This window comes from Alicyclobacillus vulcanalis (assembly GCF_900156755.1).
Lineage (GTDB): Bacteria > Bacillota > Bacilli > Alicyclobacillales > Alicyclobacillaceae > Alicyclobacillus > Alicyclobacillus vulcanalis.
The window spans coordinates 65571-81444 of record NZ_FTOO01000005.1 but is presented as its reverse complement, the minus strand read 5'-3'; the positions used below and the strand labels follow the sequence as shown (position 1 = coordinate 81444).

Annotated in this window: 14 protein-coding genes; 8 read left to right on the top strand and 6 right to left on the bottom strand. The window is 64.9% G+C overall.

What is annotated here, in order from left to right; translation table 11 throughout:
* Window positions 1–21: 21 nt before the first annotated feature.
* The gene (locus tag BW934_RS07205; protein WP_084182527.1) at window positions 22–1263 is read right to left on the bottom strand and encodes an aminopeptidase; all 1242 of its coding nucleotides are present in this window, start codon (window positions 1261–1263) and stop codon (window positions 22–24) included.
* A gap of 204 nt (window positions 1264–1467) precedes the next feature.
* On the opposite strand from BW934_RS07205, the gene BW934_RS07200 reads away from it, so the two are divergent.
* The 5 genes from BW934_RS07200 to BW934_RS07180 all read left to right on the top strand — a co-directional run bounded on the left by BW934_RS07200 (window position 1468) and on the right by BW934_RS07180 (window position 6800).
* The gene (locus BW934_RS07200; protein WP_076346583.1) at window positions 1468–2403 is read left to right on the top strand and encodes a carbohydrate ABC transporter permease; all 936 of its coding nucleotides are present in this window, start codon (window positions 1468–1470) and stop codon (window positions 2401–2403) included.
* Window positions 2403–3227: a carbohydrate ABC transporter permease gene (locus BW934_RS07195; RefSeq protein WP_234969673.1), complete on the top strand. Its 825-nt coding sequence runs from the start codon at window positions 2403–2405 to the stop codon at window positions 3225–3227. Before BW934_RS07200 ends, BW934_RS07195 begins: the two co-directional genes overlap by 1 nt.
* A gap of 40 nt (window positions 3228–3267) precedes the next feature.
* Window positions 3268–4596, top strand: coding sequence for an ABC transporter substrate-binding protein (locus tag BW934_RS07190; RefSeq protein WP_076346579.1), 1329 nt, complete (start codon window positions 3268–3270; stop codon window positions 4594–4596).
* 69 nt (window positions 4597–4665) lie between these two features.
* The gene (locus tag BW934_RS07185; protein ID WP_076346577.1) at window positions 4666–5427 is read left to right on the top strand and encodes a glycerophosphodiester phosphodiesterase; all 762 of its coding nucleotides are present in this window, start codon (window positions 4666–4668) and stop codon (window positions 5425–5427) included.
* 77 nt (window positions 5428–5504) lie between these two features.
* On the top strand, window positions 5505–6800 hold the full coding sequence (locus BW934_RS07180) for a phospholipase D-like domain-containing protein (protein WP_076346575.1): 1296 nt from the start codon (window positions 5505–5507) through the stop codon (window positions 6798–6800).
* A 64-nt stretch (window positions 6801–6864) separates the two neighbouring features.
* Here BW934_RS07180 and BW934_RS07175 read toward each other — a convergent pair whose 3' ends face one another.
* On the bottom strand, window positions 6865–8292 hold the full coding sequence (locus BW934_RS07175) for an NAD(P)/FAD-dependent oxidoreductase (protein WP_076346822.1): 1428 nt from the start codon (window positions 8290–8292) through the stop codon (window positions 6865–6867).
* Between the two features lie 219 nt (window positions 8293–8511).
* On the opposite strand from BW934_RS07175, the gene BW934_RS07170 reads away from it, so the two are divergent.
* Window positions 8512–8865 (top strand): DUF4406 domain-containing protein, encoded by a 354-nt coding sequence (locus BW934_RS07170; RefSeq protein WP_076346573.1) that lies wholly within the window; start codon window positions 8512–8514, stop codon window positions 8863–8865.
* Window positions 8866–8901: 36 nt separating this feature from the next.
* Here the strand turns inward: BW934_RS07170 and BW934_RS07165 are convergent, their stop codons facing one another.
* Window positions 8902–9498, bottom strand: coding sequence for a thymidine kinase (locus BW934_RS07165; RefSeq protein WP_076346571.1), 597 nt, complete (start codon window positions 9496–9498; stop codon window positions 8902–8904).
* Between the two features lie 46 nt (window positions 9499–9544).
* Window positions 9545–10477, bottom strand: coding sequence for an oxidoreductase (locus BW934_RS07160; RefSeq protein ID WP_076346820.1), 933 nt, complete (start codon window positions 10475–10477; stop codon window positions 9545–9547).
* 80 nt (window positions 10478–10557) lie between these two features.
* Here BW934_RS07160 and BW934_RS07155 point away from each other — a divergent pair, with 80 nt between their 5' ends.
* Window positions 10558–11673, top strand: coding sequence for a transglutaminase domain-containing protein (locus BW934_RS07155; protein WP_407639954.1), 1116 nt, complete (start codon window positions 10558–10560; stop codon window positions 11671–11673).
* Here BW934_RS07155 and BW934_RS07150 read toward each other — a convergent pair.
* Complete coding sequence (locus BW934_RS07150; RefSeq protein ID WP_076346569.1) at window positions 11658–13616, bottom strand: sensor histidine kinase; 1959 nt, start codon at window positions 13614–13616, stop codon at window positions 11658–11660. The two genes, BW934_RS07155 and BW934_RS07150, sit on opposite strands and share 16 nt — an antisense overlap.
* Before the next feature lie 12 nt (window positions 13617–13628).
* Entirely contained in the window at window positions 13629–14423 is a 795-nt protein-coding gene (gmk, locus tag BW934_RS07145; protein ID WP_234969672.1) for a guanylate kinase, read from the bottom strand.
* 90 nt (window positions 14424–14513) lie between these two features.
* Between gmk and BW934_RS07140 the strand changes: the two genes are divergently transcribed.
* Window positions 14514–15716, top strand: a complete 1203-nt coding sequence (locus BW934_RS07140; RefSeq protein ID WP_076346565.1) for a glycosyltransferase — start codon at window positions 14514–14516, stop codon at window positions 15714–15716.
* The last annotated feature ends 158 nt before the right edge of the window (window positions 15717–15874 follow it).

Genomic DNA, 15874 nt, shown 5'->3' with positions numbered 1-15874 from the left:
CATCCTCCCTTGCAAGCTGACTCAGGCCTCGCTCGCCCATCGCCCGCCGCGGAAGATGGGCACGGTGCGGCCGTCCTTGAGCTGTGCGTCGATGTCGAGATCGGGCGAACCAATCATGAAGTCCACGTGCATGAGGCTGTCGTTGAGGCCGTGCGCCTCCCAGTCCTCATGCGCGAGCTGGTGGCCGCCTTCAATCAGTGGATACGCGCGCCCAATGGCCAAGTGGCAGCTCGCGTTTTCGTCGAACAGGGTGTTGTAAAAGATGCGGTTCATCTGTGCGATGGGCGAATCCACCGGCACGAGCGCCACCTCGCCGAGGTAGTGGCTGCCCTCATCGGCCTCGATGATGGCCTTGAGCGCGTCCTCGCCCTTGTCCGCGCTGTACTCGACAATGCGCCCGTTTTCAAAGCGCAGGCGAATGCCTTCGATGAGCGATCCGCCGTGGTTGAGTGGCATGGTGCTGGTGACGGTGCCGTTCACGCCTGTCTTCTTCGGGGCCGTGAACACCTCTTCCGTCGGAATGTTGGCGACAAAGCGCAACCCTTTCACGTCCGGATGGCCGGCCGCCTCGAAGTAGTGGCCCGGCGCGAGCTCAATGGTGAGATCCGTCCCGGGAGCTCGGTAGTGCAGCGCGTGGATGTTCAGGCCGTTCAGCCAGGCGGCGCGCCGCTTCAGGTTGCCGATGTGCACCTCCCAGTCCGCCACGGGATTATCGCCCGTCGCCCGCGAGGCCTGCAGGATGTCCCGCCACAGCGCCTGAAACCGCTCTTCCCGCGGCAGCTCCGGGTGCACGGCGTCCGCCCAGGCCTGCGTCGGCGCCGAGGCCAGCGTCCAGCGGTGGCGATCGTTTGTGCGCTCGTTGTCAAACGGCCGGAACGCTTCACGAACAGCCCGCTCCGCTTGCTCCACCCTGTCGCGCGGGATGCCGGCAAAAAGCGCCGGATCGCTCGCCGGCATGGCGATGTACGCCGCGCCCATCTCGGCGAGCTGTTCGACCCACTGCACCTGCCACTTCGCGCGCGCTCGCAAGACGGCGAGATCGGCCCGCTTGACGGTCTCGCGCAGCCACCACTCATCGCCCCAGTCGATGTGCACGTAGCTCGCCCCCGCGTCATACGCCGCCTGCGCGAGCAGCCGCGCAAACGGCACCTGATCCGGATACACCTGGCGAGACCCAAAGCCAATGACGAGCGGCTGCCCCGGCTGCAGATTCACCCCCACCCGCACAATCAGTTCCGCGTATTTTCGCATTTGTTCGATCACGTCGTTCGCTCCCCTTGTCCGCCATCGATGTCGTTCCAGATGTGATACCCAACGAACGCTCCTCTCCCACTATACCAAATCGCTCGAGTTCACGAGAGCTTCACACAAGGGTCACACATCCTTCGCAGGCCGTTCACAGTCGACTCGTACACTCGCGTTGAAACCCAACCCGCTGTACGCATCGCAAAGGAAAGGAGGACGCACGTGGCTAAGGCTGCCGAAGCCGTGATCGCGCAGGTGGAGCGCGCGCCGCGCGCCAGACGGCGCCACATCCCGCTCCAGCTCAAGGGTGCCGCCATGATGGCACCGGCGCTCGTCTTTCTGTTCGCGTTCGTGTTTGTGCCGATGGGCTACGCGGTCTACCTGAGCCTGTACCAGTCGACCCTGTACACGCCGAGACCGGTGTTCGCGGGCCTCGCCAACTACGCGCACTTGTTCACCGCCCCCGACTTCTGGCAGGCGGCGGCCAACACGCTGTGGCTGGCGGCAGGCATGATGTTCGTGTCTCTGCCCATCGCGCTGTTGCTCGCCGTTCTTCTCAATCAACGCATTCGCGGGCGAGTGGTCTTTCGCGCGGCCATCTTCGGTCCCTACGTCATGCCGCTTGTCAGTTCTGGGCTCATCTTCTCGCTCCTCTTCGCCACGGACGGCGGCCCGGTGAATCTCATGCTCGCGCACCTCGGCCTCAACCCCGTGCCGTGGCTCGGCGAGGGGAGGACGGCGCTTGTGTCCGTGCTCATCCTCACGGCATGGCAGTTCACCGGCTATTACGCCATCATCTTCCTCGCCGGTCTGCAGAGCGTCCCCCCTTCGCTCGTGGAAGCTTGCCAAGTGGACGGCGGGGGCCGATGGCAGGTGTTCTGGCACGTCACGCTTCGCGCGCTCGGGCCGAGCCTGTTCTTCGCCGTCGTGATCTGCCTCATCCAGACGTTCCAGACCTTCGATCAGGTGTACGTCATGACCGGCGGCGGGCCCGACGGCGCCACCACCACCTTCGCCTACTACATCTTCGAGAAGGGATTCCAGGCGTTCAACACCGGCGAGTCCTCCGCTGCGAGCGTCATCCTGATCCTCGTCCTCGCCGGATTGTCCTACCTGCAGATGCGGGTGGGCCGCCATTTTGGGGTGGAGGAATCATGATGGCCCGTATCGCGCTCCGCGGCACGTCGTACGCGCTCCTGGCGATCGCGTCCGCACTGTGCCTGGCACCCGTCTACTGGATGATCCGCACGGCGCTCATGCCGACCGGCGCGTTGCTTTCCGCGTCCCTCTGGCCGGCGCACCCGGCCTGGGGCAACTTTGTCGCCGCGTGGCGCGCTCAGCCGTTCCTGCTGTACCTCTGGAACAGCCTGTTCACCAACGGCGCCATCGTCGCGCTCCAGGTCGTGACCTCGTCGCTCGCCGCCTACGCGCTCGTGTTCGTGCCGCTTCGCGGCAAGCGCTGGCTGTTTTTCGCCGTGCTCGTCGCCATGATGGTGCCCATGCAGGCGACGTTCGTGCCTGTCTACACGATGCTCTCCGCGGTGCATCTCATCAATACGTACGGGGCGCTCATCCTCCCATACGCCGGATCGGCCTTCGGCATCTTCCTGATGCGCCAGGGCTTTCTCACCCTCCCGCGCGACATCGTCGACGCCGCGCGGGTGGACGGGGCGAGCGAGTGGTGGATCCTGACGCGCATCGTCTTGCCGAACAACAAGCCGACCATCGTCACGCTCGTGTTGCTCAACTTTGTCTACCACTACAACAGCCTGTTCTGGCCGCTCGTCGCCACCAACAGCACCAACATGCGCGTCGTCCCGGTGGCCCTGTCCTACTTTTTGTCGCAAGACGCGGGCCAGACCCTGCAGTGGAACTACGCCATGGCGTTTGACATCTTCGCGATTGTTCCGGTTGTCCTTTTGTTCCTCATCGGCCAGCGGTACTTCGTCCAGGGCGTGGCCCAGACGGCCGTGAAGGGATAATCATGGGCCGCATCGCGGCGCATACATTGGAGGCGAAACCATGAAGCGAGATCGGATGTGGAAATCGGGCGCCCTCGTCGCGCTCGGACTTGTGGTGACAGGCTGCGGCGCGCCGGCCGCGCAACCTGGCGGCCAGGCGGCCCACACCTCGGCCGGGCAGGCGGCCGCATCGAGCCAGCCCGTGACCATCACGTTCTGGTATGGCGTCGGCACCACGCTCAGCCAGGACATTCAGCAGCTCGTGCAGGAATTCAACCGCACCCACCCTGGCATCAAGGTGGTGGCGACGTACCAGGGCAGTTACTCGGGCGGCGGCGAGGAGCAGCAGAAGCTCTTGGCGGCCATGAAAGCGGGCGATCCGCCGACCATCGCGCAGATTGAGGTGCACGCGATGCCGGCGTTCGCCGCAAGCGGCCAGTTGCTCGATCTCACGCCGCTCATGCAGTCTTCGAGCGTCGACAAGCCGTCGAACTTCCTGCCGGGTATCCTCGTGTCCACGGAGTACCAGGGCCGGTACTACGCCGTGCCATTTAACCGGAGCGTGCCCGTGCTCTACTACAACAAGACGCTTTTCGCCAAAGCTCACATCGCCGCGCCCCCGGCCAACTGGGCCCAGCTTGCGGCTGACGCGAAGAAGCTCACGAGCGGGTCGGGATCGAACAAAATGTACGGCTTTGAGCCGCTCGTCGACTGGTGGCCCTGGGAGTACGCGGTGGAATCCGGCGGCGGGTCGATCCTCTCGCCCGACCTGCGTCGCGCCACCTTCGCCGAGCCCGACGCCCTCTCCATCCTGAACGTGGAACAGTCCCTCGTGAAGCAGGGCTACGCCAAGGTGGAGACCGGACCAAACTACTGGGACCTCATGACGCAGGATTTCATCAACGGCCAGGTCGCCATGGACATCGACTCCATCGGCAGCGCGGGCAAGGTGACACAAGGCGTCGGCGGCAAGTTCCAGTGGGGCACCGCCCTTCTCCCGCGCGGCAAGACGCTCGCGGTGCCCCCGGGAGGCGGCGATCTCGCCATCTTCAAGGACGCCACGCCCGCCCAGCAGAAGGCCGCTTGGACGTTCATCCAGTGGTGGACCTCGCCGCAACAGTCGGTGAAGTGGTCGACGGAAACGGGCTACCTGCCTGTGCAGAAGGCCGATTTGCGCGATCCCGTCTATCAAGCGTATCTCGACAAGCACCCGCAGTACCGGACGGCGATTGAGGAGCTCCAGTACGAACACCCCTCGCCTGCGTCGCCCGCGTATCTGGCCGTGCTGCAGCCGGTGCAGCAGGCCCTGCAGGGCATCTTTGACGAAGGCAAGCCGGTCGCGCCCACGATGCAACAGGCCGCACAGGCTGCGGACCAAAACCTCGGATAAGCCGCTTCGGATAAGCCGCTTCGGATAAGCCGCTTCGGATAAGCCGCTTCAGCCTTGGAGGGGATGGCCATGATTCGAGAACTCCTGATGCGCGACGACACCCTGTGGATCGCCCACCGCGGCGCTTCCGCCGAATGCCCGGAAAACACGCTGCCCGCCTTCGTGCGGGCGGCGGAACTCGGCGCGGACATGATCGAGCTGGACGTGCGGCTGACCGGGGACGGGAGCGTCGTCGTCCTGCACGATCCGACCGTCGACCGCACGACAGATGGGCGCGGACTGGCGTCCCAGATGCGCCTCGCCGAACTGCGCAAGCTCGACGCCGGATCGTGGTTCGACACGCGGTTTCGCGGCACGCCCATCCCCACGCTCGACGAGGTCTTCGCCGCCGTCCCGCACATGTGCCTGAACATCGAGTTGAAGACCAGCCCCGTCGCGCACACGCGCCAGCTCATCCGCCGCGTCTTAGGCGCCATCTACCGGCACGACGCCCGCCAGCGCGTCCTCATCTCCTCTTTCGATCACGCCGCGCTCGCCGAAATTCGCCGCTTCGACCGCGACATCGCGCTCGGCGTGCTGTTCGCAGGCCGCCTGCTCGAGCCCATCCGGCTCGCGGAGCGCCTCGGCGCGCAAAGCCTTCACCCCGACATCGAACACCTCGATCCCTTGTTCGTGGCCGAGGCCAAGGCTCACCACCTCGCCGTGTACGCGTGGACGGCGCAAAACGAGCAGGCCATCCAGCACGCGCTCTCTTGCCACGTGTCCGGCATCATCCTGGACGATCTTCGGCTGAAGCGCGGGCCATCCGAGCCTGTCCTCTCCTCTCCGTGATGCGCGACAGGCGATTTGTTACAATCAGATCACCCATACGGCCATTGCATGCATCGAAATTCAACGCACGAGGAGCGATGCCCGTGAATCACGTTCGGCTCCGGATGAGGCTCGCCGCCTGCGTGGCGCCCGCCCTCTTCGCCCTGACCGCCTGCGGACCGGCCGGGGCGCCGCATGTCGGCCAGAGCGCGCCCGCTGAGCGCTCGACGGCGGCAGGAAATCCGTCCGGCGGGTCCGCCTCCATCGCCGTCGACGCCAGCCAGTTCACCTGGATCGGCGAACCCGGGGCGGGATCGACCCCGTGGGTTCAGGCCATCGACAGCGCGCAAAAGACCGTCGACTACAACGTGTACCTGCTCACGGACGAGCGCATTGCGACCGCCCTTCGCAGCGCGGCCGCGCGCGGCGTGACGGTGCGACTCATCCTCGACAGCCACCCGTACGACTTTCCGGACGCGGTATCGAAGGAGCTCGCCATGTTTCGCGGCTCCAAGGTCCAGGTGAAGACGTGGTCGCCATCCGCCAACAGTTACGATCACGCCAAGTACCTCGTGGTCGACGGCCGCACGGCCATCGTCGGTTCGGCCAACGCCACGTACAGCGCCCTGGACGGCGGGTCCAACCTGGAGGACAACGTCGAGGTTCGGGGTGGCACCCTTCCGGCTCAGCTCGACGCCCTCTTCCAGGCCGACTGGTCGGGGCGTCCGCGGCCGAGCCTCTCCCCCGCCATCGTCGTCTCGCCGGGATCGGCCAAGGCGCTCGCAGACCAGGTGCGCCAGCCGGGCCCGGTCATGATGGCCGAGGAAGAGCTGTACAATCCGCCTGAGGTCATGGCGGCGATGGAAGCCAAGGGTCATGAGCTCGAGCTTCTGCTCCCGTCGTCCATCGACAGCGAGGAGCAGGCGAGCGCCCGCGTCCTCGAAGATCACGGGGTCCAGGTTCGGCTTTTGTCGTCGCCGTATGTGCACGCCAAGCTCATCGTCGGAACCGAAGCGGCGTTTATCGGCAGCGAAAATCTCTCGGCCAATTCCCTGGAGGACAACCGCGAGGTCGGCCTGGTGGTGACAGAGCCTCTCGTCCGCGCCGAGGCGCAGGCGTGGTTCGCGCAGTACTGGAAACGCGCACAGCCGTTCGCCGGCGCAGCGAGCGGGCGCGGGGGGACAGGTGGAACAGGCTCTGCAGGCAGTGGAGGCCAACAGGCGTACCCGTATCTCCCGCTCGGCATCTCCGAGGCTGAGGCGCGCGCGAAGTGGGGATCGCCCGCGTCCATCTCCTCCACCACGTATCACGGCAAGCCAGAGACGGTGTGGACGTACCCGAACGGCGCTAGGCTCTACTTCCAAAATGGCAAGCTCGTGCACGTCTCCCGCTGAACACAGGCGAGGCTCAGCGCCGCAGTGGGCGCTGAGCCTCGAGCTGCACCGGGGCCGCGAATCTTCACGGTTCGCGGCTCGCAATCTGTCGCGCCACGTGCACGCCGCACGAGGCCGCCTGTGAGATGCCGCGCGAAATGCCCGGCCCGTCGCCCGCGCAGTACAAGCCGTCGATGCGCGTCTGCAAGTCCGGGCCCACCTCCGCGCGGGCCGCATAGAACTTCGCCTCGACGCCGTAAAACAGCGTGTGATCGCTCGCGATGCCCGGCGTGACCCGGTCGAGCGCCTCCACCATTTCCATCAGCGCAAGCATCGTCTTGTACGGCAGCACCAGGCCGAGATCGCCCGGCACCGCCTCCTTCAGCGTCGGCTCGACGAACCCCTCGCGAATGCGCTGCGGCGTCGAGCGCCTGCCCTTGCGCAAGTCCCCGTACTTCTGCACGATGATCGACCCGTTGGACAGCTCGTTCGCGTGTCGGCAGATGCTTTTCGCAAACTCGTTCGGCTTGTCGAACGGCTCCGTGAATCGGTGGCTGACCAACAGGGCGAAGTTCGTATTCTGCGATCCCAGGGCCGGATCGTGATACGCGTGGCCATTGGCGGCCATCACGCCCGTGTGGTTTTCGATCACGACGTGCCCAGAGGGGTTGGCGCAAAACGTCCGGACCATGAGGCCTGTCGCAGGCGACTGGAACAGGAACTTCGCCTCGTACAGGTGCTCGTTGACCTCCTGCATCACCACGTTCGACGTCTCCACCCGCACGCCGATGTCCACCTGATTGTTGGTCATCTTCAGCTTGTGCCGGCGGAAGAGATCCGACAGCCACGTCGCGCCGTCGCGCCCGGGCGCGAGAAGCACGTAGCGGGCGCGGACGACTTCGCCGCCGCGCAGCACCACCCCGCCGACGCGATCGCCCTCCACCACGATGTCCTCCACGAACGTGCGGAAGCGAAGATCGATGTGCTTGCTCAGATGCTCGAACAGCGACTGAATGAGCTCCAGGTTTTTATCCGTGCCAATGTGGCGCACGCGCGCACGCAACAGCTTGAGCCCCGCGGCCATGGCGCGTCGCTCGATCGCGGCCACGGCGGGCGTGGACGGATCGGTCACGACATCGGGCGCGCCGTGGCGCAGATTGATCGCGTCGACATACTCGATCAGCGAGAGCACCTCGGACGCCGGCAGGTATTCCGTCAAATAGCCGCCGTACTCGGCTGTGATGTTGAACTTGCCGTCTGAGAAGCTCCCGGCGCCGCCCGCGCCGTTGATCACGCCGCAGGCGGGCCAACAGCTCGCGTAAGTCTTGATTTTGTTGGGCGGTGGGCACTTGTCGATCCGGCCTTCCATGATGGGGCAGTGCCGAAAGCGCGCCTCCACCCCCTTGTCGATCATGAGCACCCGGAGCTTCGGTGCCCGTTCCACCAATTCATAGGCAGCGTAGAGGCCCGCCGGCCCTGCGCCCACGATGATGACGTCGTACGCGTCAGCCATGACCATCCCCCTCAACCTTCCGGCCGACCCCAAGGCGCGCTGCCGCCTCCTTCGCCCGGCGCTGCGCGCAGCCTGCGGCCCCGGCGCTCGGCTCGCGATCCGAACGTTCATTGTACACAACGGCAAAACGTTCGCCAAGCCTCGCGCACGCCGAGGCGGCTTGACACCGAACAAACGTTCGTATACGATGGACTCATCTTAGGTGGGAGGCGAAGCATCGTGAAGCGTGTGTATCTCTCCGGCCCTATGACCGGGCTGCCGCAAGGAAACCGGCCCGCCTTTCTGGAAGCAGCCCGAGCGCTTCGCGCGCACGGCATTCAGGTCCTGAACCCCGCCGAGTTTGGGTCTGCGGACGACGACTGGTATGCGGCCATGCGCCGGGATTTGCGCATGCTGATGGACGCAGACGCGGTGGTGACGCTTCCAGGATGGGAGCGCTCGCGGGGCGCCCGCCTGGAAGTGTACGTGGCTTCTCAGCTGAACATGCCCGTGTACACCCTGGCCGCCTGCCTGCGCACGGCGGCGGAGGCGCAGGCGCAAGCGCCCGCCGTCCAGTTGTCCCTCGGACTCTGACCCCAGCATGCGAACCGATGAAGCTTCGCAGGCGCGTCAGAGGCCGGTGGCGCGCATGAGGCCCTCGACATCGGGGTGAAAGTAGTGCTTGCGGCAGACGGACTTGTAGAGGTCGTTGCCGCCGACTTCAATCTGTTCGCCCTCGTAGACAGGCCGGCCGTCTTTCACCTTGAGGATCATCGTCGCCTTTCGGTCGCAGCCGGGATGTGCACAAATGGTCTTGATCTCTTCAATCCGGTCCGCCCACAGGATGGCCGCCTCGCTGCCCTCAAACAGGCGATTGCGGTAGTCCTTCAGCAGCCCGTACATGATGACGGGGATGTCGAGATCGTCCGCGACGCGCGCGAGCTGCCGCACATGGTAAGCGCGAAGAAACTGAACCTCATCGACAAGCACGCAGTCGGGCATCTGCGCGCGCACGCGCTCAAACAGGTCGGTGTCTTCCTCGACGACGACGGCCCGCTTGGCGATGCCCACCCGCGAGGCGATGACGCCCCGGCCGTAGCGGTCGTCGATGGCAGGCGTAAAGAGCGCCACCTTCTTACCCTGTTCCTCGTAGCTGTGAGCGACGGTCAGCAGTTGGATGGACTTGCTGGCGTTCATCTGTCCGAAGCGAAAGTACAACTTGGCCAAGTCTATCCCTCTTTCTGGCGCTCGAAAGCGCAAGCTGGCGCATGACTCACTCGTCCTCCAACGCGTACCAGGCGTCGCGCGGAATGCCCGTCATGTCGAGTGAAGCCGTCCAGAGCTCGCGTGCGGCGGTGACGTCGCGGGACGCGGGAGAGGAAGCGACGACGGCCGGGTAGCCCCGAGAACCTCGGTCGGGGCCCACGTACTCGCCGCCCGCCAAGTCAGGATGCGTGGCGGCGTACAGCGTCGGGAGCGCGCCCATGTCGCTCGGCTGGGCAAACACGTTGACGAGCCGCGCAAACGGACGCTGCCACGCGCGCTTCAGCATGCCGTTTTCCACCAATGACGTGGCCGCGAACCCGGGATGGCAGGCGATGCTCTTCAGCGGCAGCCCGCGCTTTTTGAGTCTCCGGTCGAGCTCGTAGGCAAAGAGAAGGTTGGCGAGTTTGCTCTGCGCGTAGCTTTCGAAACGGCGGTAGGATCCTCCGCCCCGCACGTAGGTGAGATCCAGGTGCTTGGCCATCTGGTGCGCCATGCTGCTGACGGTCACCACGCGCGCACCCGTCGTGCCCGCGAGAATCGGAAGCAGCCTGAGCGTGAGCGCAAAGTGCCCGAGGTGGTTGGTGCCGAACTGGAGTTCAAAACCTTGGCGGGTCGTGCCATAGGAGGTCGCCATGACGCCCGCGTTGTTGATGAGCAGATCGAGCGGACGCCCCTCCGCCACCAGTGCGTCCGCAAACGCCTCAACGCTGTCGAGATCGGCCAAGTCGACGACGCGCACGTCCAACTCGGCATTTGGCACCTCGGACCGAATGCGGTCTGCGGCCGCCTCGCCGCGGCTCGCATTGCGCACCGCCAGCGTGACCTTCGCGCCGCGCCTGGCGAGCGCTCGCGCCGCTTCCCAGCCAATCCCGCTGTTCGCGCCGGTGATGACGGCCCACCTGCCGCCCTGATTCGGAATCTGATCCGCTGTAAAACCCACACGCATCCCCCCGCGCCGACCGTTTCTATGGTTCATACTACTCCATCGGCGGCAATCGGGATAGACTGAGGCCTGGGGGTGTGACCTTGAAACACTGGATGGACTGGGTGTTATGGGCCATGGTGGCCCTTTCCGCCTTGCAGGGATGGCGGCGCGGCTTTGCGCGGGCGGCGGTGAACGTTGCCCATATGGCGGCCTTTGTGGCTGAAGTCGTGGCGGCATCCGCGGCTGCCATCGGCATCAACCACTTTGTCCGCGGCATGATGGGCGCTGATGCGCCGGGGCCCGCGTGGATGCATCGCGTGGCAATGTTCTGGCAGCAATCGCCGCGCCTGTGCAACACCCTCGCGTTTCTCGGCGCGTATCTGGTCCTGTCCTTCGCGCTGCACAGGTTCATCCGCCCACTCGACCGACGCTCGATGCGCGCCAAACGCCCCGGCTCCGTGAGTCGCACGGGCGGGCTCGTCCTCGGCGCATGCCTCGGCGCGTTTCGCGCGGCGGTCCTCGGCGCCTGCGTGTACGTGGCCCTGCAGTACGTCTCCGCGCCTGCAATCGCGCAGGCGTCCGCCTCATCGCCCGCCTACCGCTGGATGTCGGCGCACCTGTACAGACCCTGGCTTCGGCCCGTCGTCGACCGGGAAATGCCCGTCTTGGCGAGAGGCGCCTTGAAGAACGTGGCAGCTGACATTTCGCTGTTCGTCGTGCCCACGGGCCCCGGCGAAGAGACGGGCGTGCTCGTGGTGCCAAAGCCCGTCGCGGAAAAGGCGCTGGCCATCACGTGCGGCCTGAGTTCGCCGTACTTAAAGGCGCGAGCCCTGTACGAATGGGAGATTCACCACATCCGGTACGACTGGAAGAAATACGACGACTACGTCGATGACGGCAAGTGGGATGCGCAGTCGCCCCTCACCACGCTCGAAACGGGCAAAGGCGTCTGCGCCGACTACGCGCTGCTGTACGCGGACATGGCGCACGCCGTCGGGCTCACCGTGCGCATTGACGAAGGTCTCGCCATCACCGGGGGTGTCGAAGGCTCGCACGCCTGGAACGAGGTCTTCATCCCAGGCGAGCACCGTTACATCTTGGTCGACACGACGTGGGGCTCGGCTCAGGACGCCTGGTTCGACGTGCCCCCTGCCGTCTTCGATGAGACCCATAAGCTCGTCACGCGCATCACCATCTACGCGTCGACCTGAATGGGCTCGTACTTGAGCGGCAGGCGCATGCGAATGTGCGTCCCTTCCGGGCTAGAATTCACCACGCCCACCGTCCCTCCGTGCGCAATGGCGATGAGCCCACAAAACGTCAGCCCGAGGCCAAGGCCACCTTTCTTCGTCGAGCTGTACGGCACGAAAATCTGGTCCCACCGCTCCCGGGGGATGCCCACGCCCGTGTCGATCACGTCGACGTGCAATTCCTCTCCCTCAATGCGCAGCGTGACGTCGACCTCTCGGCGGGCGCGATCGTCCGGGATGGCGTCGATGGCGTTGCGCACGAGGTTGACGATCGCGCCAAACAGCTTGTCCTCGTCCACGTCCAGGTACACGTGGCGCTGACCGGTCTCGTTGTGAAAGCTCAGCCTCACGCGCCGGGACTGCGCCATGGGCGAACACAGGCCGACCGCGTTCGACACGAGCTTCACCACGTCGCGGCGCCGCACGGTCAACATGCCATTGCGCAAAAACGCCGTGAAATCGCGCGCGATGCGATTCGCGTACTCCGAGGCTGACCGCATCCGCTCCAGGATCTCGCGCGCCTTGTCGCCGAGCTCGGGCTCCAGTCGCGGCAGCAGATCCGACATCTGGCGAATGGCGGCGAGCGGCGTCCCCAGCTCGTGCACCAGCGCCTGCGTGGCCATCACCAGGTAGTCCACGCCGCGCCCCCGCTCGCGCCGGGTCAACTCGCGCAGATAATCCACCAGCCTCTCCGACATCTCATTGACGTGCGCCGCCAGCACGCCAATCTCGTCCGATCGCGCCACTTCGACGTGGGCCGCAAAGTTTCGGCCGGCGATCTCGTCCACGGCCTCCGTGATGCGTTTGAGCGGGCGGATGATGAGGTCCGCGCCGGCAAACGACAGGAGCGCCGTCAAACACAAAAGCGCCCCGCCCAAAACAGCCATGTCGTGCAGCAGATCGGCGAGCTGCGCCGCGATGAGGCGATAGTTCATGACGATCTCGACCACGTAGTGATCGCCCTGTTCCGACTCCGGAATGAACGCCTTCATCACCGTGGTGCCATTCACGCGGTCGATGGCGGTCTGCATCTTGCCCGTGGCGAGCGCCTGATCCTTCAGGTGAACGTCGAGATCGTGATGCGCATACCGATACGACCCGTACATGACGGGCTGGTTGGCGATGTCCACCCACGAGACGCCCTTGTACGAGTAGCGGATGGGTTTTTCGTCAAAGGTCTTGTTCAGCACGGCAATGGACAGGATGTCAGGCTCCGTCTGCATGATGTGGCGGATGGTGCTGTTGACGCTGACGACCTGCTCGTAGCGCGGAATGGAGGTCTGTACGTAAAATGGGTCGATGATGTAGTCGGTCGTGCCGTCGTAGTAATAGCCCCACTTGTCCACCTTGGTGGGATCGGACGCGGCGTTGGCAAACGGGCCGGACCAGTAGTCTTTCTCGGCCGTGCCGTACGTCGAGGCCTGAGGTCTGCCCGCGAGCAGATCGCGAAAGGCGATGTACCATTTGCCCATGCCGCGCGTGGAGAGGCCGATTTCGCGCGGATCGGAGGAGCGCACCCCGACGATGTCGTCGGCGGTGGGCGCGAGCAGCGTGATGCCGCTCACCCCCAGTTGGGCAGAGAGCTGGCGCAGCTGTTCGTTCGTCACGTCGCGCCAGTGGGGCGGCAGTTGCTTCTCAATGGCGATGGAAGCGATGCGCAGCTCATTGCCTAGCAGGTTGTCGATGTAGGCCTGGCCGGCTTCGCTCGACTCGATCTCGAGGTCGATCTGCTGCGCGAGCAACTGCGCCTGCTTGTCCGCGCTCTTCAGCATCTGCTGGCGCGCGACGCTATAAAACAGCGCCCCGCCGAGCGCGAGCACCACGAGCATCGCCCCGAAGAGGATGGAGATGATCTTGTACCGCAGCGAGAAGCGCACGCGGGGATGGGCGTTCACCTGCTGCATGTTGTCCCGCCTTTACGCGTGCTTTCTCGTACAGGTGCGGATGATGTGGGCGAGCTCGGCCGTCGCCGTGGCCACGTCGTCATTGAAAATCAGGAAATCGAACTGGTCCGACAGCGACTCCTCGTACTTGAGGCGCTGCATGCGAACGCGGATGTCATCCTCGTGATCGCCGCGATGATGGAGTCTGCCCTCGAGATCGTCCAAGCAGGTCGGGCGCACGTAAATCAGCACGACGCGATCGCCAAATACGCGCTTCATGTTGAGCGCGCCGTTGACGTCAATGTCCTTGATGATGACGCGCCCCTCGTTGAGCGCGCGCTCGTAGCTCAAAAGGTGCGTGCCGTACAGGTTGCCGTGGATGGTCTCGTACTCGAGGAATTCGCCCTGCTCCACCATGCGCATGAACTCCTCGCGGGACACGAAGTAATACGGATTTCCGTTGGTCTCTCCAGGCCGCATCGGCCGCGTCGAGAAGGACGGAATGAAGGTCAGGCCGAGATCGTACCGATCCCTGAGCGCGTTGATGAGCGTGTTTTTCCCTGCGCCGGACGGCCCGGACAGGATGAAGAGCAGGCCCTTCGTATGCGTCTCCCCCTCTGGCTCGTAAGTCATGAGATCGGACAACTTGCAGGACAGTGCATCGCAAATTCTCTGTAACACCCGAAGGTCCACGCGGGTGATGGCGTTCTTTTTCATGGCGTACAGCGTATTTTTGTTGACGCCGGACCGTTTCACCAGATCGGGTATTTTCATGTTTCGCTCGGACAGGAGCCGATCGAGGTGAAAGCGAATTTGACTCACGGGCATCCATCCCCGCAGGCAAGTTTCTAATCAGTATACTGAGTTCGAGGGACGTTGTACAGGCTTCATTGGACAGAGAGAAAGGAGCGTGGCGCCGTGATTGCGCTGGCCTGGATTGCGGCCGTAAGCTTGGCGGCTTGGCTGTTCCTCCTGCTCGCGCGCGGGCTGTATTGGCGCATGCACCTGGCGATGGATACGAAAAGCGCGGCGGAGGAAGTGGAGGGAGAAGGAGCGCGAAATTGGCCGGCCGTGTGCGCGGTGGTTCCGGCGCGCAACGAAGCGGACGTCCTGCCGCGCACCCTGCCCGCCCTTTTGTCCCAAGCGTACCCGGGCCGCTTTCAGGTCATCCTGGTGGACGATCACAGCGACGATGGCACAGCCCAGGTGGCCATGCGCGCGGCCGCAGAAATGGGCGCTTCGGACCGCCTGCGCGTCGTGGCGGCAGAGGCGCTGCCCGCGGGCTGGACGGGCAAGGTCTGGGCCATGCAGAACGGGCTGAAACACGTGCCCGACGACGCCGAGTACATCCTGTTCACCGACGCGGACATCCTCCATCCGCCGACGAGCGTCACGGCCCTGGTCGCGGCGGCAGAGCGGCGAAACCTCGACCTGGTGTCGCTCATGGTGCGGCTTCGCGCGGAAAGCGCGTGGGAGAAGCTGCTCATTCCAGCCTTCGTCTACTTTTTCGCAAAGCTCTACCCGTTTGCCTGGGTCGCCGACCCGAGAAAGAAGACGGCCGCAGCTGCCGGCGGGTGTGTGCTCGTCCGCCGGAGCAAGCTGCCCATGCCCCCGGGGCTCACGCCCATCCAACATGCCATGATCGACGATTGTGCGCTCGCGCAACTCGTGGCCGATCGCGGCGGGCGCCTCTGGCTCGGCCTGGGAATCGATGTGGTGAGCTTGCGCGCATATCAGACGCTCGGCGAGATCTGGCGCATGATTGCGCGCACGGCGTTCGTGCAGCTTCGCTTTTCGGCGCTGCTCTTGGCGGGCACCGCCCTCGGCATGCTCCTGTTGTACGTCGTGCCGCCCATGGCGCTTCTGGCGGGACTCGTGGGCGCCTGGTCGGGCGCGCGCGGAGGACTCGCGGCGCTCGCACTCGGTGGGCTTGCGTACGCCATTCTCGCCGGGACGTTCATCCCCATCCTCCGGTTTTACCGCCTGTCGGCCGCGCGCGCCATCCTACTCCCGTTGGCCGGGGCCTTGTACACGCTCATGACGTTGGACTCAGCGCGGCGCTTTTGGCTGCGGACGGGCGACCACTGGAAAGGGCGTCCGTACGAGATGCGCAAACCCTGAATGCACACGCGCTTAAGGCAGCCGGGACAGGCGGAGCAGGCCCTCGGAACCGCAGAAACGAACCACGCTCAGGGCGCGTTCACCGAACTGTCAACCTCAAACCGCTTTCATGCACCGCCCTCCATCTCCCACTTTTGCGATAATGATGATGAGCATTT